The sequence below is a fragment of the Fluviicola sp. genome (assembly GCF_039596395.1).
GTDB lineage: Bacteria > Bacteroidota > Bacteroidia > Flavobacteriales_D > Crocinitomicaceae > Fluviicola.
Window position 1 is genome coordinate 1,815,085 of record NZ_JBCNJT010000001.1, and the last position, 24,639, is coordinate 1,839,723.

The following is a 24,639-nucleotide window of genomic DNA, read 5'->3' on the forward strand; positions in this document are numbered from 1 at the left end:
CCAAAACGTGTTTGGGGCAATTGAACGGTTTAGTAATAGAATGGATGGAGACAACTCTACAAACCCATTGGTATCTGGTAGCTCAATGACCGTTTACGATGATAAGTACTTCGATATGAGCACTGATCCTTTTTGGACTACTCGTTTCGCTAACAAAAAAGCAACGGGATATGTGCGGTTAGGAATTAATCCTGATTTAAACCTTACAAGTGGTTTCAGTGGATCTCAAAGTATTGAAATCAATTATTGGACGTGGAATACAACTTCCGGTGGTTTTGATTTGACAACCGTTACCAAAGTTTTCAATTTATCTTACTCAACTACACCTACAACCCCAGTAGACGATCAATACACATTTACCATTAATGGAGCACAACGTATTACGGTACGATTACTTTCAGGAACTCTTCCACTTGCAAATTTATATCTGGAAGCAGGAGTGGAGGTAGAACGATACTATACATTAGATAATAGTGCTGTTTCTAATTTAGTTTATACGATTCTGAATCCACTTCCTACAGCAGTAATTGACGGGCCTCAAATTGAATTCCGCTGGGACACGAAACCTGGGGCTGAGTCTTACGAATTGGAATGGGTACACGTAAACAGCTACAAATTAGCTTCCGGTACTTATTTTACAGAAAGTGAACTAAGCTATAATTTCTATTTAAATAGTACACGTATTGAAACGAAACAAAACTGGTACCGGATCCCCCATATTTTTGATCACGGATACATAGTGTTCCGCGTTCGACCAATTGGTAAAACAGGAACGGATTTTACTGACAGGCAAGATGGGACCTGGTCGGTCATCAATGAATCAGGATTAATATCTTCGTTTCCGACCGCCAATAAAATTCCGATTACCTCCAAATTCTCAAATCTGAACTGGGTACATGTTGTAAACTATTCTGAAGATGGAAGACGTGTGGAAGGAGTTTCTTATACGGATGGATTGGGAAGAAACCATCAATCAATAGGCTACAACCCGATAAATAACCAAGTCATTGTATCCAATAAGTATTACGATGAACTAGGTCGTATTGCGGTAAGTGATATTCCAACACCTGTCAATGGAGCATGGATGAAATTCCAACCCAATTTCAACCGTGCAAATGTACCGGGATCTCCTTCCTATTCCTGGCAAAACTTTGATAGTACAGTAAGTGATTCCTGTTTATTGAATTCAGCCGGATTTACAACTACAACCGGGGCAGGTTTATATTATTCTCCTTCCAATCCTAACCAAAACGGTGCAAATGTTGCTATCCCTGATGCTGAGAGACATCCATTCACACGTATTGTTTTTACTAACGATTATTCCAACCGTCTTTCACGAATTGCACTTGCCGGTGACGATTTAAAAATCGGTTCAGGCAAAGAAAAGAAAATTTTCTATCCTTCAACAAATCAACAAGAGTTAGATCAATTGTTCGGTTCAGAAGTAGGTTACGCCAAGCATTACGAGAAAATGATAACAGTGGATGGTAATGGCCAAATCTATGTCCAGTATTCTGACTTGTCCGGAAAAGTAGTTGCTTCTTACATGGAAGGACCTAGCCCTAACAATCTTGATGGTGCCGAAGGAAACTCTTCAAGTCCACTACTTGTCACAATGATTGATCAGGGATCCCCGCAACAAATCAACACTTCTGTGCCTTATTCTGAAATCTCATACAGTCAATATGTTTCTTCAGATACGGTTTTCAATTTCAATTATTACTTCACTCCTTCTCAATTTGAGAGTGCATGTACAGGCAATCTATGCCTGGATTGTATATATGATCTGTCTATTGAAGTGTTTGATTATTGTGGTCAACCCGTTACTTTAAATGGGTACACCAATCCTGTTCAGATCATTGGATCAAACATTGACAGTATTATCAATGGAACATGTAATGGTGATGATGCTTACGAGGCAAGTTTCTCAGCGAACCTGACAAAAGGGATGTATACCATTCATAAAAAACTGACGGTAAACGAGCAGGCTATCGATGATTACTGGTGCCTATACCTGGAAGCGAACAATTGTATTGAAGGTGTTCAGTCCATTTTTGACAGTCTTTACTTAGCAGAACCTTTCTTAGCATGTACTCCTCAGCCTATCGAAGAAGAAGAACTGGATGAATGTGAAAGTGCTAAAGCTATCATGCTGTTGGATGTTAGTCCGGGTGGACAATATGGTCTTTACAACGGAACAAGCTGGACTTCTACGGATGCTTATTCGGTTTATAATCCTTCCGGGCAATTGGGAGTAAACTGGAGAAGTTTGACGTACCTGGATGCAAATGGCGTTGCTGTCCCTTCAAGTACTCTAGCTGGTACAGCAGGTTTACAGTGGTTCGTAAATAATTTCCGTGACGAATGGGCTGAGGTTTTGTTGGCATACCATCCGGAAAAATGTTACCTGGATTTCTGTTTTGCGAACTCAGCTTCCAATCAATATAACAATGAAATGCTGGCTATTAACTCTTTCGAGGGTGCTAAAACAGCCGGTTTCTTAATGCCTTTAACCGGAGGTGTTCCTAATAGTAACTATTCTTATTTCCCGTCATCCATGCCTAGCTACCTGGATCCGTTCTTCACTACAGGTGGAATGGGTGTTTCACAAGCTAGCACAATGGTAGGAACAATGAACCATTATATCGACATCATGCCGGGGTATCCGCTTTCGATGTGGGAATATGCACTTTATATGATTACCGGTGGTGATTGCAGAAAAGATAATCTATCTACTTGTATGGAACTGGATGATTGTAACAAAGATTTGGTTTGGTTGACTTTCAGAGAATTGTATCTTCAGGAAAAAGCAACACAGGTTTTCCTGGCTCAGCAAGCTTATGCAGCAGTTCATGGTTGTTCGAATGATTGTATCGGTAAAAACCCTCCTTGCAGCGGTACTCCGGCACAATTGGCAACACGTTCTTCCCGTTTTGGAAATTTGGGTCAATTTGCGAGTACAACTACAAACCCGGCTACTCAGGCAGATTCTGAAATTGAAATGAATGCATTGATCGCTGAAGCTTGTTCTACCAGCTGTGAAGGATATGCTGAGCAATGGCTGGCAGACCTTTCAGGATGTGCACCGATTGCATCATTAACAAATGCTGAACGAACTGCATTGAAAAACGAATTCATTGAATTGTGTATGCTTGGTTGTGATCAGTATCATCCAATGGGAGCAACAACAGCTCCATCAGGAGAAGAAACGACTAATCATCATACAGACATTCAGGGAATATTGGATTTCCATTTAGGTGGTAAACCGGGTTATCCAAGTGTGAATTGTTCTCCTTATCTGATTTCAGTTCCTGGCCCGTACCAAAACATGGATGCTATGTTGAATGACATTCCGGTTATGGACCAGTGTGGTTGTGATATTTTGATGGATGTACGCGCGGATTATCAAGCAGGAATTGCTAACAATACCATTCCGGCAACTACTACATTAGAAACTTACTTAAACATTTATAAAGGTATCAGTTTAGACGACGTCGATAACCTGCTTTGTGTGTGTGACCAATTCTATGACGAAACAAACAATGTTTGGTTACCGAACGCTGACGCATCTATTCGTTTGGCTAAAAAATATGTTCCGAAGGAATTAACATGTGAAGTAACTGTGGCTTGTAAAACTTGTGACGAAGTTTCTGCTGCTTATACCGGAGCGTATGCATACGTGAGTGAGCAATACGATATGGATGCTACGGAATTCGAAGCATCTGCAAATTATGAGAGCATCCTGACAGCTTATCTGAACGAACAATTCGGTTACGACCTCACTTTCCTGGACTACGATTTCTTCCACAGAGGTTGTACGGCAAGCAGTGCAGAACCTGTTTGTGAAATGAACCCGATCATGAATGAGTTCAAGGATATGATGTCCTTATTGGCCATGCGCGGTCAATTTGTTCACACTAGTCCGTTGAACCTTGTAAACGAGAACGTTGTCTATAAACATGGAAAATTAAGAGAAGACGAAATCTTAGGTTCCAGTTACAGCACCACCACTTCTTCCGGGCATTTAATTGCAAGCTTCCAGGCAGGATCTCAAACCCCTTGTACGTTTGACTTCTCCATTGCAGGCAATCCGACGTTTGATTTCTCCAAAGTAGTTTCATTCGGAGATGTTTGGGCAACAACAACGAATTGTACGGCAAATACCAACTTCGAGATTGAAGTAAAATACTACGAGTGCGGTCAGTTGGTAACGAAAGTAGCTCAGGTTTCCTCTGCTTGTTTGCAGGTTAATTTCTGTTACTGTGGTGATAACGGGCAGCGTTTATGTGACCAGCCTTTGTTTGATCCGAACTACAGCATTTGCTACCAGCCAACTTTGGATGAATTGATGCAGAATGCAACCGAGACTTACGAAGCAAGTGTCTCAGCAGCTTATGCTTTATTCAAAGAAGAGTACAAATCGCAGTGTGCTGAAGCATTCTCTACGGAGCATTTCGATATGCAGGGACGTTACCGTTTCTATCAGTATACTTTGTATTATTACGATCAGGCAGGAAATTTGGTAAAAACAGTGGCTCCAAAAGGAGTTACTAAATTAAATGCTACCCAGGTTGCAGCTGCGCAGGCTAACAGAGCTTCTGTTACAGATGTAACGAGTACAACTCCTGCAGTAGTACCAACACAGGAATACATTACAAAATACAGATACAATTCATTTAATCAAATTGTATCGACCGAAAATCCGGACCAGGAAGGAATGACCAACTACTGGTATGATTTCTATGGTCGTAAAATACTTTCCCAAAATCCTGAACAAGCTACTGTTAATAAATACAGTTACACTTTCTACGATAAAAAAGGAAGAATTGAAGAAGCTGGTATAGTTGCTCCGGCAACGGCTCTAGGAAGTATTGATATTAAAGCACAGGATCCTCTAGCTGCCGCCTTTAGAGCGTGGGTAACAGCAAATGGAAGTACGCGAACCGAAGTAACTAAAACTTATTATGATAAAGTATTTATGCCCGGAGTCCAATCACGTTTTACTCTTCAACCAGGTCAAACTGTTGCCGGACAACAAAACTTAAGATTACGCATAGCATCTACTGCATATTATAATACCATCACCCCTTCAACAAATCTGACAACAGGTTATGCTTCTGCAACACACTATACTTATGATTTGCACGGTAATATTTTACAGACACTGCAAGATGTTCCTGAATTAGCTCCTGTATTACAGAATATCAAATCAACCGAGTATGAGTTCGAAATGATAAGTGGGAACCTAAAAACGATCAAATATCAAAAAGATCAACCAGACCAAATCACACATAGCTATATATATGACAAGCTGAATCGCATGGAAGAAGTGTTTGTAAGCACTGATAAAGTGCATCAATCCCGTCAGGCACATTACTTGTATACAGAATATGGTTCTATCGCACGTGTTGAAATTGGAGAACAAAAAGTTCAAGGGATGGATTTTGCCTATACAATTAATGATTGGGTAAAGTCAATGAACGGAACCATATTGAATCCGGGATACGAATTGGGAAGAGATAATACTTCTGGATATTTATCTCAAAACACTTCTGTACACAGTAAATTTGCGAAAGATGTTGTTGGATATACTTTGGGTTATTTTAACGGAGATTATCAAAGTATCGGTTCTACCAACTTCATTCCTTCTCCTTACGGTGTAAGCATACTAAACTCGGCAATCAGTCAATTGTATAACGGAAATATTGCTTATACAACGAGTTCTATTGCGGATGTACCATCTGGTCCTGCTATGGCCATTCAAATGGGAGTATATCGTTACGATCAATTGAATCGTTTAATTTCTTCGCGTACTTTTAGAGCTACCGGCCTGGCGGCAAGCAATAACTGGTCAACAGCATATGAAACGCAGGAATACAAATCCGCTTATACTTACGATCAAAATGGAAACCTAAAAACCTTGTTACGTAATGGAGGATCCACTAACTTAAACATGGATAATTTTATCTATCAACCTGAGTTGATGAGTTCCGGTGCTAAGACTAACCGACTGGATTATGTGGATGACAATACCGGATACACTGGAAACTACACACAAGACATTGATGATCAAGCCTTAAACAATTATGGATATGATAAACTGGGGCAATTAACCCGGGATAATTCTGAAGGTTCAATGATCATTGAATGGTATAGTGCAAATCGTAAGGTAAAAAGGATTACACGTACGGGAAGAACTATTGAATTTAAGTACGATCCATTTGGTCAGCGAATTATGAAAACTGTATGGGACGGAGATAATGACGGACAAATTACGTATTATGCATATGATGCAACCGGAAAAGTTATGGCAATTTATTCCATGACAACGGATTCATACCTTGAAGCATCATTGGATGAATTTAATCTCTATGGAGCTACACATTTGGGAACTATTAAAAGACAGATTCCTCTTTATGATAATGGACCGCTCACTTACACACCAGCGAATCCATGTGCACATACTTTAGGTTACAAACGTTACGAAATCAATAATTACCTGCGAAATGTTAATGCTGTAATTACAGATAGAAAACTATATGTATCAGGTTCTTATCAAGCTACAATGGTTCTGAATGCTGATTATTATCCATTTGGAATGGAAATGCCAGGAAGGACGACAAACATTGGTACATACCGTTACGGTTACAATGGTATGGAAATGGATATCGAGACAAAAGGCAACGGACATTCTTATACTACTGAATTTAGGCAGTATGATCCGCGATTAGGGAAATGGTTGAGTTTGGACCCTTTGATGGCTAAATATCCTCAAATGTCTCCGTACGCAGCATTTAATAACAATCCTGTTTTCTTCATTGATCCACTAGGTTTGGAAGGAACTAACAATGGTAATCCTTCGGTTTACAACGACGGTGGTGATGAAGATTGTGATCCTGAATGTGAAAATACAAGTGCTTCAAGTGGCGGCGGTGGTCATGATTTCACTAATTACCCGTTAGCATGCGGTGGTACGATCACCCTTTATAAAGATGCTAAAAATGTTGTCTTGGATAAAAATAAAAACCTTCAAAGCTTTACGCTATACAATAAAACATACAGCTACAGTGTAGATGGTGACGGGGACTTTAGAGGATTCAGAACAAGTGATGATGAACTCTACCAGGGAAAAACGGTATTTAATAACTTACCTTGGTATTATTATGATGTATATCATTACAAAGACTCACCGATCAAGTGGCCGGTTACAAAAGGAGGAACCAAAACCGGTTATGGAGAATGGGAAGAACAGGCTGCTGAATCAAAAGTATTTCAGGCATATCTAGCGGGATTGTTAAAAACTATGGGGGCGACTCCAATGGGAAAAAGGATTCTTGCAAGTATTTCTAAGGAACTACTTAAAGATGACGTGAGAGAATGGATAGCCACAGGTCTTACTTTTACGATGTTGTTTGAATTCAACCTGGAGAGAAGAAGTTGCTATCAGTACCAGGAAGTTCAGGATTGGTATGGCCATTTTGCACATAATGGATTCAATTCGGATTATTCGTATATTGTACCAATTGGAATGAGTGATGTCTATGAAAAGCGAGTAGGTGTTGCCAAGTATCAGTGGAGAGTTGTATGGAGAGGACATGATCTTGGAGATCTTGGAGGGTTACTTCTGAAAACTGAGGATATTATTGAAGCAATGACTGTTCCAACATTAACGACTCCTCCGACGTCAATAAATAAACATTAATGAGAACAACAATAATCAAAATATTCATTGCTATAGGTATATGCATCATCGCATTTTGGAAAATGCCTGCTGTCCTTCTATCTGAAGATTTAACTATATCTTCAATTGGAGAACCTTTACAAGCGAGTCTTTTCTGTGTAATGCCTTATTTAGTATTTTGTATATATAGTATTTTCAGGAAGAAAATAAGCTTCTTCTACCCGGTAATCGGGGGAAGCTTTCTACTGGTACTGATCTCCTGGATGTTTAAAGGGCATATTAATTCAATGCTTTGGTTTAGTGTATTTGTTAATACTTCGGGTATTTTACTAGTACTATTTTTTTGTGAGTTGTATTTATATCTCTCAAAAAAAAGACCAACAGATTTAGATTCTGACGAAATTTAATTCAAAGAACTAAACAAATCAGTCTAAAATTTTAAACCCAACTAATGGAACAGTTTCTATTAGTTGGGTTTGTTTTTTTCTGTTTGCTAAAAATCAACTGAAGTAATGATTTGATACATTCTCAAAACAAATTACTTATCTTTGCCCCTTATTAATAAACCAGCAACATGCCACAATCAATTATCTTTTTAGTAACAACTCTCGGATTCATCTTTGGATCCCACTCTCCTCTGCTCGGGCAAAAAAACACCAAGTCACCTAGTAAATTGATGGTGTTCAAAAAGGACAACTATGAACTGAAATACCCGGAAACCTGGTCGTTGGATACTACAACCAAAACTGCGGCGGATTTTATTGTTTACAGCCCTTTAAGTTCTGATAAGGATGAGTTTAAGGAAAACCTGAACCTCGTAGTACAAGATTTGAAAGGCTTGAATTTTGACCTGGACAATTTCACAGCGCTCTCGGAGCAACAGATCCAAAGCTACCTGGAAGGAAGTGAAGTAACGGAGAATGAACGATTGAAAAAAGAAGACCAGGAGTATCATCACCTGGTTTATACAGCAAAAACCGGTGGACGCATGCTTCGCTTCGAACAATATTACTGGGTGGTGAACGAGAAGGCTTACATTTTGTCTTTTACAGCAGAATTGGACCAATTTGAAAAATATGCCGATATCAGCAAACAGATACTTGAAAGCTTTACACTGAAATAGCACGAAGAATTTATTCCAACAAAAAATCCCTCCCGAAACCGGAAGGGATTTTTTGTTGAACGAAAACAAATTACTTCTTAACAAACTGTCTAACAGATAGTTTGTTTGTTTGAGTATTTGTTACTTTTAATAAGTATGTTCCTGAGCTCAAAGCGGATACATCCATTTGGTTTTCTCCGTTACGAGTTACATCGTACACTCTTCCTGCAACGTCTGTTACCTGGAAATTGTACAGGTGCTCGTTCGTTCCTTCATAAGTTACGTTCATTACATCCGAGCATGGATTCGGGTACAAATTGATCGTCAATAATTCGTTTTCATCCACGATCAATTCTGCGTCTATATCTGCTACGGCAAAAGGGCTTAAACTTGTAAGGCCTGTACGCGTGATCTCATACGTGCTGTTTGCTCCTGCTACCGCACTTGCTGAAGTTTGAGAATCCCACGCTCCGCTTGTATAATGTGTAATGTAAGCATTGTCGCGGTCGAATCCGTTCACTTCTGATGTTGCCATCCAACCCAATTTCAAGTTCATGTTTACGGAAGAAGCATCAGACTCTACCAGCCAGGTTCTGTTTACCACGCTTCCGCTGGTAGCACTGTTGAATCCTGTATTTTCTGTTCCACCGGTAAATACACCGCTAAAGGTTTTTACCATGAAATTACCGGAAGCAGATCCGGATGCCTGCTGGATACTTGCCGGTGAGTAGCCGGAAGTTGTTCCAACCGGGAATACTTTATACGGATCGGAAGCAGCAACATGCATTTGAAGCATTCCCATGTAAGGTGTCATAACGTAACGTGTATCGCTGTATCCTGTAATATCTGCATCTTCTTCGATGATCAAATCGTCATTCATCAGCATTACGCTTCCGCTGGTAAGTGTCAGTTCATCGTAAATATGCAGTGTGGATCCCAGTATCAAATCACCACCACCGGTAATGTTCACAATCAATTGTCCCAGGTCCGTACCGGAACCGTCAAAATAAAGTGTATCGTCGGCTACCGATGCAATGTTCAAATGCAGATCTGAATTCATATCTCCCCTGATCGGGCTAGCCATATCCTGATTCAGTGTACCGTTCAGGATCAGGTCGTTACCATTCAGGTCCAACGTACCGTTTACCAGTTCCAATTCGCCGTCAACGGTTGCATCACTATCCAGCATCACCTCGCCTTGTCCGATGTTTACTTCTACGTCATTCAATCCTGTACCTGTAATTTCAACTCCTGTAGTAACGGTTGAATCTCCCATGTATTCCACATCATAGGAAGCTGTCCCGGTAAAAGTTCCGCCATTGCTTTGCAGATTTCCGTTCATCACCTGAACCACACTTCCTGCATTCATAGTAAGTACAGAACCGCTTTCAAGGCTCAAAGTTCCGTTGTGCAACTGCAATTCTCCTGCAATCTCCAATTCGCTTTCCAACATCACCGTTCCTGAAGTTCCTGAATAGTCAATAGAAAACTGACCGATGGAAGATCCGGAAGTAAACACCAAACCGGAATTTAAGGCATTGGAAGTCTCGATCATCACATTGGACGCGGCAGTTGTGGAAAGCATTGCTCCCGACTGGATGTCCAGATTCCCGTGAATTTCCAGGTCATTGGCGCCAACACTCAAAGTACCAGTATTCAACAGCAAATCCCCGTGAATGATCAGGTCGCTTCCCATTGTCAAAACAGCCGTGTTGTCGTCCAGGCTGATGTCTGCGTTTTCCATATTCATGGAATTGATCTCAATACCGGTAGTTTTGGATCCTCCGATGTAGTATACGTGGTAAGCACCACCTGAATTGAATACTCCGCCCGATGTTGCCAATGAACCATCATTGCGAACCACTTTTGCATCTACTTCCAGCATCAGGTTTGATCCCGTATTCAGGGTAAATGATCCGTCTTCCAGGTATAAGGAATCACTCACCGTAACCTGTGAAGTAATTGCGAGTACCGATCCCATATTCGCGAAAGTATTCACTGTCATATTTCCCGAAAACGAATAGGAAACCAAGACCCCTGTAAATTCAATACGCTGGATATCTACATCACCGCTTCCGCCGAACGTACCCAAATCGATCGATAATTCGCTGTTGGTAGAACTCGTTAATGTTCCATCAACCGTAAAATTGTTCAGAAGACCTGAAAAGGTAACATCCGTATTCATGTTCACTTCAATTCCTGAAGGGATGATAATATTGTCGTTGCTGACATTGTTGGAAGGAGCTGTTCCTCCCCAGGTGGCAGGATCTGTCCAGTCACCACTTGTGACTGCAGTAAAAGCAAATAATTTGTTGGTGGATAATGCCATAAAAGCAAAAACCACAAGTCCTAATTTTAGTAACCCTGTTTTCATATACTTGATTTTAATTACTTGATGTTTATTTACATAAAGTTCTGTCCAATCAGCAGATGAATTGTTACATTATTCAGGAGTGAGAATTACATATTTCACAGAATCGGAATACAAAGCAGATTTTCCATCGCTTCGGATTGAATGAGAATCCAAAGCAGCTCAGTCACGCCTGATCGCCCGGATTAAATGAGAAGTCGTAATAAGACTAATTTCCTTCACACTCACACTATTGAGAATGAAATACAATAAATGAAACCCTACTCTCTTTATGAACTGATCTTAATCAGGTAGGCCAGTAATAATATGCTAATCACAAAGATCAGGATGACGGTAATATTTAAAAGGATGGGATTGTGCTTAAATTCTCCCAGGTCGATTTCTTTTCGGATGCGCCGGTAACGCAGCAAAGCAAACAGGGAACTCATTGCACCAATGGCGACAATGATGATTCCGATCGGGCCTGAATAACTGTAATGGTTTCCCTGGACTTCTATTTCCAGTGCCACGTTCATTTCTTTGGTAAACAGGGAAAATTCCACCACCACAAAACCAAATGCCATGATACCGACACTGGTGCGCACCCAGGCAAGCAAAGTCCGCTCATTCGACAAATGGTCCGATATCTTTTTTTGTTCCACACTTCCTTTCTCCTCGTTCATACTTCTCATCGTGTTAGTTAATCTCTTTTAATTTTCCCAAAGCGGTCGGGATCAGTTCTGAAACCGTCGGATGCAAAACCATCGTATCCCGGAGCGCGGTGTATGGAATATCCGACACCATCAGGTTGAGTATCCCGGAAATGATTTCGTCACCTCCTACTCCCAAAACTGCGGCTCCTATTAATTGATCCCGGTCATTAACCAGCATGCGGATAAAGCCTTTGGTTTCTCCTTTTTCCACTGCCCGCCGGATTTGCTTCATTTCAATATAAGCTTCGCGGACTTTCAATCCTTTTTCCAGGGCTTCTTTTTTCGTCATCCCTGCTCTTCCCAGCGGTGGATCCACGAAAAGTCCGTAAGTCATGATCCTGTCTGAAATCTTTCGTTTTTTTCCTTCGAACAGGTAAGAAGCCACCACCTCAAAATCGTTGTAAGCCGTGTGGGTAAAAGCACCTTTCCCGTTACAGTCGCCCAGTGCAAAAACGCCTTCCACGTTGGTTTCACAGTAATCGTTTACCCGGATATACCCGCGCTTATCGGTGGCAATAGTTGCAGCCTCCAGGTTCAACAGATCCGTATTCGGCACTCTCCCGATTGCCAGGAGCAAATGCGTTCCGGAAACAGTATGTGCTTTCCCGTCCTGTTCGTAAGTTACCTGAATTTCGCCGGTTTTGCCACTTGCAGCGATATTTTGAACATTGGTCAGGAACTTTACACCGTCGCTTTCCAAACTTTCCCGGATGGATTGGCTCACATCTTCATCTTCGCGGTTAATGATTTGCGCCGACCGTTCTATGATCGTGACTTCACTTCCGAAGCGCTTAAACAGCTGTCCGAATTCCAGGCCGATGTAACTGCCTCCGATGATCAGCAAGTGTTGGGGTAATTCCGTCAACTCCAAAACCGATTCATTTGTCAGGTAATCTGCCTCCCGGTATTCTTCGGGAACAAGTGCACGCGCACCCACATTGATAAAAATTTTCGGCGCGGTATAAATCGTATCACTGACTTTGATCTCATAGGGGGAAACAAATGAAGCCTCGCCTTTCACAAAAGTGATGTTGGGATTGTCCCGAAACCCCGTTTCTATTCCGTGAACGGATTCGGAAACAATTCCGTCTTTACGCTGTTTGATCTTTTGGAGATCAGCTTTCGGTTTCCCGGAAAGTGAAACACCCAATTCTTCGGCATGGAAGACATCCCACATTCTGCGGGCACTTGCGACATAGGTTTTCGTAGGTGTACAGCCACTGTTGACACAAGTGCCGCCAACCGTGTTTTTTTCAACCATTAAGACCTGCATTCCCTCGTCAGCCAGGCGAAATGCCAAAGGGGTTCCCGCCTGTCCGGAACCAATGATAATCGCGTCGAATTTTTTCATACTTTTTCTAAAATAGCATATTCAACCCGAAATATCAAACGAGCATGGACCTTCATTTTATTAAAAAAGCGTAATTACTGATGCAATTACGCTTTAAGCTTTTCAGGTATTCGTATTCCTTTAAGGAACAACCTGCACCACTTTATTCAGTGCCCGGTACTTGCTCCGGATCTTTCCTCCTTCACTGGTTCCCTGACTCACAGCCGTTTCATTCGTTCTATCCATATAAACAGTGGAAGAACCCAGTGCAAGTGAATTCAAGCTTGCAACTCCCATGATGATATTGGATGCGCCCAATTGATTTTGGTAGAACAAAGCATCCTGCCCCCAGGTCCAGGATCCGATAAAAATCCCCACAGATTGATTCGCTGCCAAAGGGCTTCCGATCCAGGTAAGTGTATTTGCCTGTGATTTTACGATCGTATCAAACCCCGGCTGAAAAGCAATTGTGTCCAAAACAGGTGTTGTATTCGTAAACTGATTGCCATCCGTATCATTGTAAATGAAGGTTCCGGAATTGATTTTTCCCGCATATTCTTTGTAATGTCCGAAGTAGAAAGCATTGTAAGTAAGCGGATCTCCATTAAAGGTCACGGAAGCTCCGCTTGTCAACTCCAGGTTTGTTCCGGTAGGGCCGCCAAACTTAAAACGTGCGACCACATAAGTCTTATCTTCGTTTTTATTGTAGAACAATTCGTAATCCGTGTAAATTTTGTCCTGGTTTACATCTTCCGAATTCTCCTTTTCGCAGGAAACGAGTAAGAAAGGAATTGAAACCAATGCGATTGCCTTTTTAACTATTCCGCTTTTAATCAGGACATGCTTCTTGTCCTTCCGTTTTTTAGTAGTAGTATTCATTTTGTGTTTTTTTCGGGGCTAACTTACAAAAAAATAAATTCGGCCGGTAAAAGGGAACTGATTTGTAAGGGATTGAATGATTCATTATCCGGTTTCGGGAAATAATCGGACGTGCTCACTTAGCAACTAAAGAGATCGTATCGAAAATATTCCGAACTATTTCTGATTAAACGAAAAGAGCCCCTGACATTCCACCAGGAGCCCTTTCTTTGTTACTTAACTTATTAATTATTGGAAACCACTATTTTCTTCACAATAGCAGATCCGTTTTCGAATTGAATACGTGTCAGGTAAGTTCCTGTCATTAACCCGGACAGGTTTTTAGTTACCAGTGTAGATCCTTCTTCCAAAGTCACCTTGTCAGAGAAAATCACTTTACCTGCCAGGTCGATAACACTAACAACAGCCGATCCGCTTTTCGAAACATTATTCACCCGGATATTCAACTGATCCCTGGTTGGTACCGGGTACAAATCTACCGTTACCCCATCCACCGAAGCTGCAATTTCATTGATGCTTGCGGGTTCATCCAATGTATTGACCGTAGTATTTGTAGTAATCGGCGCGTTGTAATCAAAGAAGATATCTGCCGTATTGGTAAACACTGTTCCCACCGGAGTGGTTGTTTTACGCTGAATGCTGTACTGAACCAACCCGGAGCTCAAAGCGTCTCCGAAACCGTCTTTCCATGGCAGGTTGATGTTTGCAAATGTGAAAGTTACCAAACCTGTTTCGCTCATGGTTGCTGTGTAGTGATGATCGGAATAACCCGGTTTGAACGTTGTCCAGTCAAAATCCGCATCCAATTGATCGGTCACGGAAATGTTCTGAGCGAAGTACGTTCCTTCATTCTGGAAATGGATCGTATAATCGAATTCTTTCGTTTCCATCGGCACCAAACCGGTTGTTCCTGTTCCTTTTGGAGTTACTTCCTTGTAATTCGGGTCATAAGAACCAATAACGGTTGTCTGATGTGTATTTACGTTGTTCCAGGGCGTATTATCTGTTAACCAGTCTGTTGCAATCGGGGCTGCACCAGCCACTGTGTCGTAAACGTTTACAAGTGTTCCCAGCGGAATGTTTGTGGGTGTGCTGTAATCTAAAAGCATGACGTGTGTTCCGTTCGGATTCAGGGAAGGGAAACCTGTCTGTACACTGTAATTATTCGGATAAGCAGTGCTGTTCAATTGAACAAAACCGGGTGAAGACGCGTTTACAAAAGCCAATTGTCCGTCGTGTGAATAGCCCAGCTGAACTCCCGACTCAGTCACTGTTCCTTCATTTCTCACGATTACTTTTTGCTGGTAGCTGTTTCCAGGGATCGGAGGAAGGTTCGAATTGATGGTAGTAATTTTCAAGTCATGCATCGGTGTTGTTCCATTGGAGAAATCTACCACTGTATTACACCCTGAAGCAGCAACTACATTCACAGTATTCGTATTGCTTTGGCAAGCAGATAACGGATAATAGGAGTTTACCTGCTCGCTGATTGTGTATGTTCCCGTTGGAACCCGGAAGCTGTAATGTCCGTTTGCATCTGTAAATGTGTAACCGAAACCGGAACAATGGATCATAATGTTTTCAATCCCGTTCTCACCTGAATCGTGTGTACAGTTAGCATTCGCGTCTGCGTAAACCGTTCCTGAAATCGTGCAGTAACAGCTTTGGCTCGTATTTGCATTCGCAATCCAGAAATGTTTCCAGCTGCTGCATCCGTTTGCATCCGTAACCGTTAAATAATAATCATCTACTCCCAGGTTAGTCGCATTTTGTGTTATTGTTCCGTTTGAATAGGCATACGTATAAGGTGCTGTTCCTCCGCTTACAACTGCTGTTGCAGTTCCGTCTGTACTATAAATACAGCTTGCACCGACTGTCGATACCCCTACATTTACTGGAGAAGTTGCGTCCAACAACACGGATTTGGTTACCGAGCAGGATACTGCATCTGTAATCACACAGGAGTAAGTTCCCAACGGAACTCCGCTGATGGAACTGGTTGTTGCCCCGTTGCTCCATTGGTAGGTGAACGGACCGTTTGTTCCGGAAACCGCTGCTGTTACTGCCCCTGTTGTTGCCGGACAAATAACGGTAGATGCCTGAACATTTGCGTTGATTGTACTGATCGGGCTGACTACCACAGAACCAGTTCTGATACATCCCACGTTGTCTGTAACCTGGAACGGGTAAGTTCCTGCAGGAACATTCGATAAGGTTGCCCCTGTTACTGCCGGATACGAACTCCAGGAATAAGTATAAGGAGCTGTTCCACCCGTTGGTGCTAACGTTGCCGAACCTGTAGGTGCAGTACACTGACTGGCTGTAGAACTGTACGAAACGTTGATCGGTGTATTGGTGTTTATATAAGCATATCCCTGCCCGATACAACCATTTGCATCTGTGGCAATGACCGTGTAGGCATTTCCTCCGTTTAAGTTAGTAGCATTATTCCCCGTTTGGCCGTTGCTCCAGGAATAAGTGTAGGGGTTCATACCTCCTGAGCCGAATGCCATAGCACTTCCGTTCGGCTGCAAACAGGTTGCATTTGTAACAGTTACGTTTACATTGATATGAGGACTTTGCAAAATGGTAGCTCCCAGGTTATTGGACTGACATCCTTGTGCATCGGTAACCGTCAAAGGATAAAATCCCTGGCTCATCCCGGAAATGGAAGCGCTGGTTGCGCCTGTGCTCCATAAATAAGTGTAAGGTGCCACACCACCTGAAGCAACTGCTGTTGCCGTTCCATTCGTACAACTGGCATTGGTAGTGTTGATGGTTGCTGTAACGTTCGATAACTGATGTACATTAATGGAAGTATCCATAATATTCAATACACAACCGGTTGTTTGGTCCGTTATCATTGCCTGGTAATCTCCAATAGGAACACTTGCATTATTCCCGGAATAACTGGTTAGTGTTTGTTGATTTATCCAACTGTACGTAAAAGGCCCGGGAGTTCCGTTTACCTGCGTAGCAGTAATTGTTCCCATGGTAGCCGGGCAAAGCGGTGAAACAACATTCACTTCAAACGTAAAGGAAGGTGTGTAACCTGCCTGCGCATATGCCATTATATTTCCACTGCTTACCTGGCAATAGATATAGCCGTAATTGGACATGGCGATGCCGGTCAATTGATCCGTTGTGGAGTTCACATTGGAATGAACTACCGTGCCCCCGTCCGTATAATAGGTGTAGGTAATTGGGAGGGGAACTCCGGTTGTAGAGACTGAAAAGACGCCGTCGTTGTTACAGGGCGTCTGTGTGAAAGTCCCGGTAGCTGTCTGACTCATTGCATGCTGACTCATACCGGCCAGCATGCATATGAAAAGAGTAAGGTTTTTCATAAACTGATTATTAAATGATTTCTCTAAGTACTTTCCCTGAAAAGAGAAGTTGCCTGAAGGAGAAATTATTTAAAAAAGAATGAAACAGAATGAGGACTTTCGCTAATGAACAGGAAACCGAGTGAATCAACTACGACGGGTCCTCCTCATTCTCATTCTCGTTCTGTCAATGTGCGTGTCCGCCTTCTTCCTCGGAGTTTTTCATTTTTGCCAGCAGGCTGAATGCCCCTCGAACTACCAACTGTTTCCGTACATCAAATCCTTCCGGTAAGGTAATCGCTACAAAACCGGCCTCTTCTTTTCCAACTACGATTTCAACCATTTTGAAAACGACATTCTTTTCGCCGCCTTCGCGGTGTTCCTTTTCCCTGACGAAGATGTATGGTTTCCCCTCGAAATAGACGATGGCACTTTCCGGAACAGCACTTACGAGGGCATTATCCGTTTCCACTACTGCTTTCAGGTACATTCCCGGGATCAATTCCTTGTCGTTCTTCGTAATGTCGCAATGAATCTGCACACTGCGTTCACTGTTGATCTCTCTCCCGATGAGTTTCACGCGTGCTTCGCGCTCTTTGGTTTCATTGGTCAAGCTGAATAAGACGCGCTGTCCTTCACGTATGGAAGGAATATCTTTCTCATAAACGGTTAATTCTACGTGCAATTCTGCCGTATTTACAATTTCGATCAGCACATCCGTGGGGTTTACAAATGCGCCGATGTTCGTATTTACTTTGGTGACGTAGCCCGAAATCGGTGCATACAGGTTGATCGTATTCTGGATTTTCCCGTTTTGCAACCTGTTTACGTTGATATTCAGCAATTCCAGCCGCGATCTCAATCCTTCAATACGGCCTTTTGCCGACAGGTAATTGGCTTTGGCCTGCTCCAGTGATTTCCGGGCGTTGATATTCTCTTTGGCCAATTCTTTCTGCCGCTCGTATTCCGAGTTCAGGTATTCCAATTGCCCGTAATTTTCCAGGTATTCCTGCTGCAGCTGGATATAATCCTGGTTCTCCAGGATGGCTACCACCTGCCCTTTCGCCACTTTAGAGCCAGGCAACAACTGGGTGGATTTCACAAAGCCCGCCATCGGTGCGGAAACGGAAACTTTACTCTGAGGCGGCACATCCAGGAAGCCATTTACGGAAATCACCCCACTGATGCTACGTTTTTCAATCGTTCCCAGGGAAATTTCAGCAGATGCATATTGAGCTTCGGTGAGTTCCACCGTCTCTGCAGATTCTTCGTGATGTGCTTCCTCCTTCCCGGTAGTTGTTTCAGCGCCTCCACAGGAGGAAAGTAATCCCGCAAATGCAATAAATATGATCCAATTTGTTTTCATGTCTTTATTTATAAGGTTAAAAGTTCCAACCGGTTCAAAAGGTTCAAAACTTTGATTTTGAACGCTTGAACATTTGAACTTTTTTTGAACTTTGTTTCTTATTCAGCCATCAGGTAATTCAGGTAAAGCAGGTTTGAATTGTAGTCATTTACTGCTTTTAAATATCCTTCATTGATAGCAATGATTTGTTCTGTATTTAATAAATGTGTCGTAAAATTGATCTCACCCAACTCAAAGGATTTGAGGGATTGCTGTTCGATCAGTTTCGCATTCGGGATCGCTGCGTTGAGGTAATATTCCATTAAATTCCTGCTGGCTTCCACTTTAATCAGCGCCTTCTCATATTCGCTTTGCAACCCGCTTACATAATTGGCGTAATCCAGGCTTTTGACATCGCGGTTAATAGCTGCGGCTTTCGATTTGCTGATATCCGGGCCAAACCAAAGCGGAATAGTTAATCCGACCTGGAATCCCTGGAACCTGTCAGAACGCCCGGCAAGCTGCGTGGAATTTTCCGACAGCAAACTTCCGTAGAGGGTTTGATTGAAATATCCCACTTTCAATTCCGGGAGTGCCGAATTAACGGCTAATTTGCGTTCCTGCTCTGCAATCGAAACCTGTTGTTCCAGGTAACGGGCCTGCGGATTATTTTTCAATGCAGCCGTATCCCCGATCGGAACCGTTTTGAGCGGCACCAGTTCGTCCGAATTGAACCGCACCGGAATCTTTGAGCCCAGTAAAAACTGCAGCCTGCTGGCTATAGCGGTCAATTCTGCATCTACCTGTAACTGTTTGCTCCGGATCTCATTCAAACGCGTCTCAACCTTTGTTTTTTCGAGCAATGAGCCTTCACCCGCACGATGGTTTAACCCGGTTGCTTTTGCGAATCGCTGCAAAATACTATCCTGCTTCATCAACCCTTTTTTGTACGAATGCCAATACGCATTTTGGGTATGCAATTGCCGGATTTCAAAGGTCAATTCATTTTTGGAAACAGCCAATTGCATAGATGCTCCTTTGATCTGTGAACTTGCCAGGTTTGATTTCGCTACAAACACCGTGGGGAACGGAATGGTCTGTGTAACCGTGATATTATTGTCGCCTCTGTAATAGCTGTTATACTGACCGATCATTAAACTCACGTCCGTTTTAGGCAATTCGCTGCTCGTTTTCTTCAGCTGTTCGTAATATTGAACCTGTTTCGATTTTGCCTGCAGATTTTGATTGTTCGCATAAGCGATTTGCAAAGCAGAATCCAGGGAAAGTGCCGTTTGCCCGAAACCGGACTTTGCAAGCAATACTCCGAGAATCAGCATGCCGATGGATTTGGGAACGGTTGTTTTTCTGTTCATCGTTTTGGGTTTATTCGTCAAGTAATAAATACACGGAAGGACAATCAGCGTTAACAGCGTAGCCGTGATCAATCCACCGATTACCACGGTTGCCAGCGGTTTCTGAACTTCCGCACCGCTTCCGTGTGAAAGCGCCATGGGCAGGAATCCGAGAGATGCCACGGCAGCAGTCATAACTACCGGTCGCAGGCGTGTTTGTGTTGCCAGCAAGATACGCTCTTTCACATTTTCCACTCCTTGTTTTTGCAAATGATTGAATTCTCCGATCAATACAATTCCATTGAGAACCGCCACACCGAACAGGGCAATAAATCCGACACCGGCAGAAATGCTGAAAGGCATATCCCGCAGCCAAAGTGCAATGATTCCACCTATCGCAGAAAGCGGAATGGCTGAAAAGATCAATAAACTCTGACGAATCGAACTAAATGTGAAATAAAGCAACACGAAAATAAGCAGTAAGGCAACAGGCACTGCAATGGACAAGCGACCACGGGCTTCCTGTAGGTTTTCAAACGTTCCGCCGTAAGTGGGATAATATCCAGGATTAAAAGCCACCTGCTGATCCACTTTTTGCTGCAATTCTTTCACCACACTTTCCACATCGCGTCCACGCACATTGAACCCGATCGTGATTCTTCTCTTGGCATCATCGCGCTGGATCTGGACAGGAGCCGAATCATCAAAACGAACCGTTGCTACCTGTGAAAGCGGAATTTGATTGCCATTCGGAGCTTTCACATACAGGTTCTGAACATCTTCGATACTCGTGCGCAGTTCTTTTTCCAAACGCACCACCACATCAAAACGCTTTTCACCTTCATATACCAAACCAGCTGATTTCCCTGCAAAAGCAGCATTTACCACCGTATTGATGTCTTCAATATTCAACCCGAAACGCGCCAACGCATCCCGGTCGTAAGAAATGAGAATCTGGCGTGCCCCTCTGACATTTTCCAGGTACAAATCAGTCGCTCCGTCGATGGTATTTACAATTCCTGCAATCTTTTTGGAGTAAGCCGTAAGCATATCCAAATCTTCTCCGTAAACCTTTACGACCACATCCTGTCTGGCGCCGGTCATCAACTCATTGAAGCGCATTTGGATCGGTTGCTGGAAACCGAAAGTGACTCCGGGAATATCTTCCAGTTCTTTGGCCATCAGATCCGCCAGTTCTTCCTTGTTACCGGTTTTCTTCCAGTGTGATTTGTCTTTGAGAATAACCATCAGGTCGCAAGCGTCAATAGGCATCGGATCGGTGGGAATTTCTCCCGAGCCAATTTTACCTACCACCATTTCCACCTCATCCGGGAAACGGTCCAGCAAAATCCGCGAACCTTTTTTAGATGCATCGATCGTTTCTTCCAAACTGCTTCCCAGCATCACGCGGGTTTCCACAGCAAAATCACCTTCGTCCAGCGACGGAAGGAACTCTGCTCCCAACCTGGTAAACAGGAACAGGGAAGCGACAAAAAACACCACTGCCGAACCGATAACCCATTTGGGAATCCCCAAAGACTTTTTGATCAGCGGCTCGTATATGCGCTGGATTCCGTCGACCAGGCGATCTGAAAAGTTGCGTTTGTGTTCCGTTTTTTTACTTAGAAACAAGGCGCTCATCATTGGAATGTAGGTTAAGGACAAAATGAAAGCACCCAAAATCGCGAAAGAAACGGTTTGTGCCATCGGTTTGAACATCTTGCCTTCCACTCCAACCAAAGCCAGGATCGGCAGGTACACAATCAGGATGATGATTTCCCCGAAAGCAGCCGACGAACGGATCTTACTGGCGGAAGCATACACTTCCGTATCCATTTCCGCTTGTGTGAGATTCCTTCCGGGTTTCAAAATGCGGATATGATGCAGCGTAGCTTCTACGATAATTACCGCTCCGTCTACAATCAGCCCGAAATCAATTGCCCCCAGGCTCATCAGGTTTCCGGAAACACCGAATAAATTCATCAGGGCTATTGCAAACAGCATTGCCAGTGGAATAACCGATGCAACGATCAGTCCTGCACGGAAATTCCCGAGAAATACTACCAGGATGAAAATGACGATCAACGCTCCTTCCAGCAAGTTTTTGGAAACGGTGCCAATGGCATTGTCGACCAGTTTTGCCCGGTCCAGGAAAGGTTCGATCCGAACTCCTTCTGGCAAGGTCTTTTTGATTTGTTCGATGCGTTCTTTGACAGCCGATATGACCTGGGAGGAATTCGCTCCTTTCAGCATCATCACAATGCCGCCTACAGCTTCCCCTTTGTCGTTGTACGTTAGTGCACCATACCGAATGGCATTTCCATAGCGGACCTGCGCCACATCGTGGACCAAAACCGGCAGGCCGTTATCCATCTGCCGGACTACGATCCGTTTGATGTCTTCCAAACCCCCGATCAATCCTTCGCTGCGGATGTACCACGCATTCGGTTTCTTGTCGATGTAAGCACCTCCTGTATTCTGATTGTTTTTCTCCAATGCATTGAAAACATCCGAAATGGTAATTCCCAGGCTGTTGAGTTTATCCGGGTTCAAAGCAATTTCATACTGCTTCAGGTACCCTCCGAAACTGCTCACATCGGCAACACCTTTTACGCCCAGCAACTGACGGCGCACGATCCAATCCTGGATAGTCCGCAACTCCATCGCGTCGTATTTTTTTTCGTAGCCTTTTCCGGCATGAATGGTATATTGGTAGATTTCTCCCAAACCGGTTGTTACAGGAGCCAACTCCGGCCTTCCGACACCAGCCGGAATATCGTTTACAACGGTTGTCAAGCGTTCCGACACCATTTGGCGCGCCTGGTAAATATCTATTCCGTCTTCAAAAACAATGGTTACCACGCTCAGTCCAAAACGGGAAAAGGAACGCACTTCCTCCACATTCGGGACGGTAGCAACCGACTGTTCAACGGGATAAGTGACCAAACGCTCGATATCCTGCGCCGACTGCGAGGGAGCGGAAGTAATAATTTGTATCTGATTATTGGTAATATCAGGTACTGCATCAATGGGAAGCCGTGTTAACGAATAACTTCCCCAGCCTACTAAGGCAAGCATCAGCATGCCTATAATCAGCTTATTCCGGATGGAAAAGCGAATAATTGCATCCAGCATAAAATAAAATTAAAGGTTAAAAAGGGTTCAAAATGTTCAAAGAGGATCAAAACCGGAACCTTTTAAACTTTTTGAACTTGAACAATGCAGTTGTTCAAATCTTAGGCGGTTGCCAGATGCTTCCGTTGTATTCGGAAAAGGTAAACCGGTAATCGGGTAATTCAGACTTTTCCTGGTCGTTGACCGGTGCTGAATTTGCGAGAATAAAAGGTGGTTCTTTCCTTAAAATATAGATCAGTTGCGTAGTGGTATGATTGTGTGAGAACGGGCAGTTTTCCTGCTCATCACCGTGGTGCTCGTGCCTGTCGTGCTCTTCATTACTTCTGAGGTGCTCGCCGATAAATGCTATCAGGCCGATTTTGTGATGCTCCCTATTGTGATGATTGTAATGGGTAATGAATTTCGGGATGAATGAAAAAGCGTGTACTGTTCCGTCAGGCAGTGCAACTACCAGTACCAGAAACAATACAAATGCTTTCTTCAATTTATTCATCGGGATAAATGTAGTGAAAATCAGAATGAGAATCAGAATCAGAATGAGGATTTTCTCATTCTCTGATTTGTTTAAACGCTTTGCCCAAATTCGCTATGACATCGGTAATTAACATACTTTCTGCGCTTTGTTCCGCCAGGGTTATATCTGCTGCCAAACCGTGCAGGTATACTCCGAGCTTCGCGGCATCGAACGGTTCATACCCCTGGGCTAAAAAAGAGGTAATGATTCCCGTCAGCGCGTCGCCGGAACCTCCTTTTGCCAAACCTGCGTTACCGGTTGTATTATACACCACTTCCTGATCTTTGATAATGGCGGTATGATGCCCTTTCAAAACGATGATTATTCCATATGCGGCAGATTTCTCCTTAGCGGTTTGGATCCGGTCTTCCTGCAATGTATGCTCTCCGAACAGCCGGTCAAATTCGCCGGCATGCGGAGTGAGAACTGTTCCTTCCGGGACACAATCCAGCAATTTTTTATTGTGTGAAATAATGGTCAGCGCATCTGCATCCAGCAGCACCGGAGTTTTAGCCTGAACCAATACCGAAACCAGCATTTCTTCTGCCAGTTCATCCGTGCCGATTCCCGGCCCTACTCCCACCGCAGAAAAGCGCTCTACCTGGTAATGGCCTTCTTCACGCATCAGGAGCATTGCCTCCGGAACAGCCGTTTGCAACATGAAGCGTTCTTCCGTGGGGACACAAACTGTCAGCAAACCCGCTCCTGCCCTTAGTCCTGCTTTTGCAGCGATAACGGCAGTTCCCATCATTCCTTTTTTCCCGGCTATCAACAATGCATGGCCATGATCGCCCTTATGAGAAAACGTTTCCCGCTGTTTCAACCGCAATCCGATGTAATTTTTGGTGAGCTTATTCATACGCATAATTCATAAGGAATTCATCCTGAATTTACGAAAAAAAATGGGAAAAA

The 24,639-nt window shown here is 43.2% G+C and carries 11 protein-coding genes; 2 read left to right on the forward strand and 9 right to left on the reverse strand.

From position 1 onward, the window contains the following. The first annotated feature begins 40 nt into the window (after positions 1-40). Positions 41-7,702, forward strand: a complete 7,662-nt coding sequence (locus ABDW02_RS08020) for an RHS repeat-associated core domain-containing protein (protein WP_343633908.1) — start codon at positions 41-43, stop codon at positions 7,700-7,702. A gap of 553 nt (positions 7,703-8,255) precedes the next feature. Next, positions 8,256-8,804, forward strand: coding sequence for a hypothetical protein (locus tag ABDW02_RS08025; protein WP_343633910.1), 549 nt, complete (start codon positions 8,256-8,258; stop codon positions 8,802-8,804). 70 nt (positions 8,805-8,874) lie between these two features. Here ABDW02_RS08025 and ABDW02_RS08030 read toward each other — a convergent pair whose 3' ends face one another. From ABDW02_RS08030 to ABDW02_RS08070, 9 genes are all read right to left on the reverse strand, one after another. Then, complete coding sequence (locus ABDW02_RS08030) at positions 8,875-11,157, reverse strand: T9SS type A sorting domain-containing protein (RefSeq protein ID WP_343633912.1); 2,283 nt, start codon at positions 11,155-11,157, stop codon at positions 8,875-8,877. 266 nt (positions 11,158-11,423) lie between these two features. Further along, entirely contained in the window at positions 11,424-11,816 is a 393-nt protein-coding gene (locus ABDW02_RS08035; RefSeq protein WP_343633914.1) for a DUF202 domain-containing protein, read from the reverse strand. A 13-nt stretch (positions 11,817-11,829) separates the two neighbouring features. Continuing rightward, positions 11,830-13,197 (reverse strand): mercuric reductase, encoded by a 1,368-nt coding sequence (locus tag ABDW02_RS08040; RefSeq protein WP_343633916.1) that lies wholly within the window; start codon positions 13,195-13,197, stop codon positions 11,830-11,832. Positions 13,198-13,317: 120 nt separating this feature from the next. Continuing rightward, positions 13,318-14,055, reverse strand: coding sequence for a hypothetical protein (locus ABDW02_RS08045; protein WP_343633918.1), 738 nt, complete (start codon positions 14,053-14,055; stop codon positions 13,318-13,320). 224 nt (positions 14,056-14,279) lie between these two features. After that, positions 14,280-17,402: a T9SS type A sorting domain-containing protein gene (locus ABDW02_RS08050; protein WP_343633920.1), complete on the reverse strand. Its 3,123-nt coding sequence runs from the start codon at positions 17,400-17,402 to the stop codon at positions 14,280-14,282. Positions 17,403-17,568: 166 nt separating this feature from the next. Beyond that, the gene (locus ABDW02_RS08055; protein WP_343633922.1) at positions 17,569-18,747 is read right to left on the reverse strand and encodes an efflux RND transporter periplasmic adaptor subunit; all 1,179 of its coding nucleotides are present in this window, start codon (positions 18,745-18,747) and stop codon (positions 17,569-17,571) included. Between the two features lie 98 nt (positions 18,748-18,845). After that, on the reverse strand, positions 18,846-23,213 hold the full coding sequence (locus ABDW02_RS08060; protein WP_343633924.1) for a CusA/CzcA family heavy metal efflux RND transporter: 4,368 nt from the start codon (positions 23,211-23,213) through the stop codon (positions 18,846-18,848). 94 nt (positions 23,214-23,307) lie between these two features. Next, a complete protein-coding gene (locus tag ABDW02_RS08065; RefSeq protein ID WP_343633926.1) occupies positions 23,308-23,706 on the reverse strand; it encodes a hypothetical protein in 399 nt (132 codons plus the stop codon). A gap of 55 nt (positions 23,707-23,761) precedes the next feature. After that, positions 23,762-24,586: an NAD(P)H-hydrate dehydratase gene (locus tag ABDW02_RS08070; protein ID WP_343633928.1), complete on the reverse strand. Its 825-nt coding sequence runs from the start codon at positions 24,584-24,586 to the stop codon at positions 23,762-23,764. Between the last annotated feature and the right edge of the window lie 53 nt (positions 24,587-24,639).

Bases quoted from the DNA above. Each gene is read 5' to 3' on its own strand.
- ABDW02_RS08020 (WP_343633908.1), top strand. From the start codon at position 41: ATGGATGGAGACAACTCTACAAACCCATTGGTATCTGGTAGCTCAATG.
- ABDW02_RS08025 (WP_343633910.1), top strand. From the start codon at position 8,256: ATGCCACAATCAATTATCTTTTTAGTAACAACTCTCGGATTCATCTTT.
- ABDW02_RS08030 (WP_343633912.1), bottom strand. From the start codon at position 11,157: ATGAAAACAGGGTTACTAAAATTAGGACTTGTGGTTTTTGCTTTTATG.
- ABDW02_RS08035 (WP_343633914.1), bottom strand. From the start codon at position 11,816: ATGAACGAGGAGAAAGGAAGTGTGGAACAAAAAAAGATATCGGACCAT.
- ABDW02_RS08040 (WP_343633916.1), bottom strand. From the start codon at position 13,197: ATGAAAAAATTCGACGCGATTATCATTGGTTCCGGACAGGCGGGAACC.
- ABDW02_RS08045 (WP_343633918.1), bottom strand. From the start codon at position 14,055: ATGAATACTACTACTAAAAAACGGAAGGACAAGAAGCATGTCCTGATT.
- ABDW02_RS08050 (WP_343633920.1), bottom strand. From the start codon at position 17,402: ATGAAAAACCTTACTCTTTTCATATGCATGCTGGCCGGTATGAGTCAG.
- ABDW02_RS08055 (WP_343633922.1), bottom strand. From the start codon at position 18,747: ATGAAAACAAATTGGATCATATTTATTGCATTTGCGGGATTACTTTCC.
- ABDW02_RS08060 (WP_343633924.1), bottom strand. From the start codon at position 23,213: ATGCTGGATGCAATTATTCGCTTTTCCATCCGGAATAAGCTGATTATA.
- ABDW02_RS08065 (WP_343633926.1), bottom strand. From the start codon at position 23,706: ATGAATAAATTGAAGAAAGCATTTGTATTGTTTCTGGTACTGGTAGTT.
- ABDW02_RS08070 (WP_343633928.1), bottom strand. From the start codon at position 24,586: ATGAATAAGCTCACCAAAAATTACATCGGATTGCGGTTGAAACAGCGG.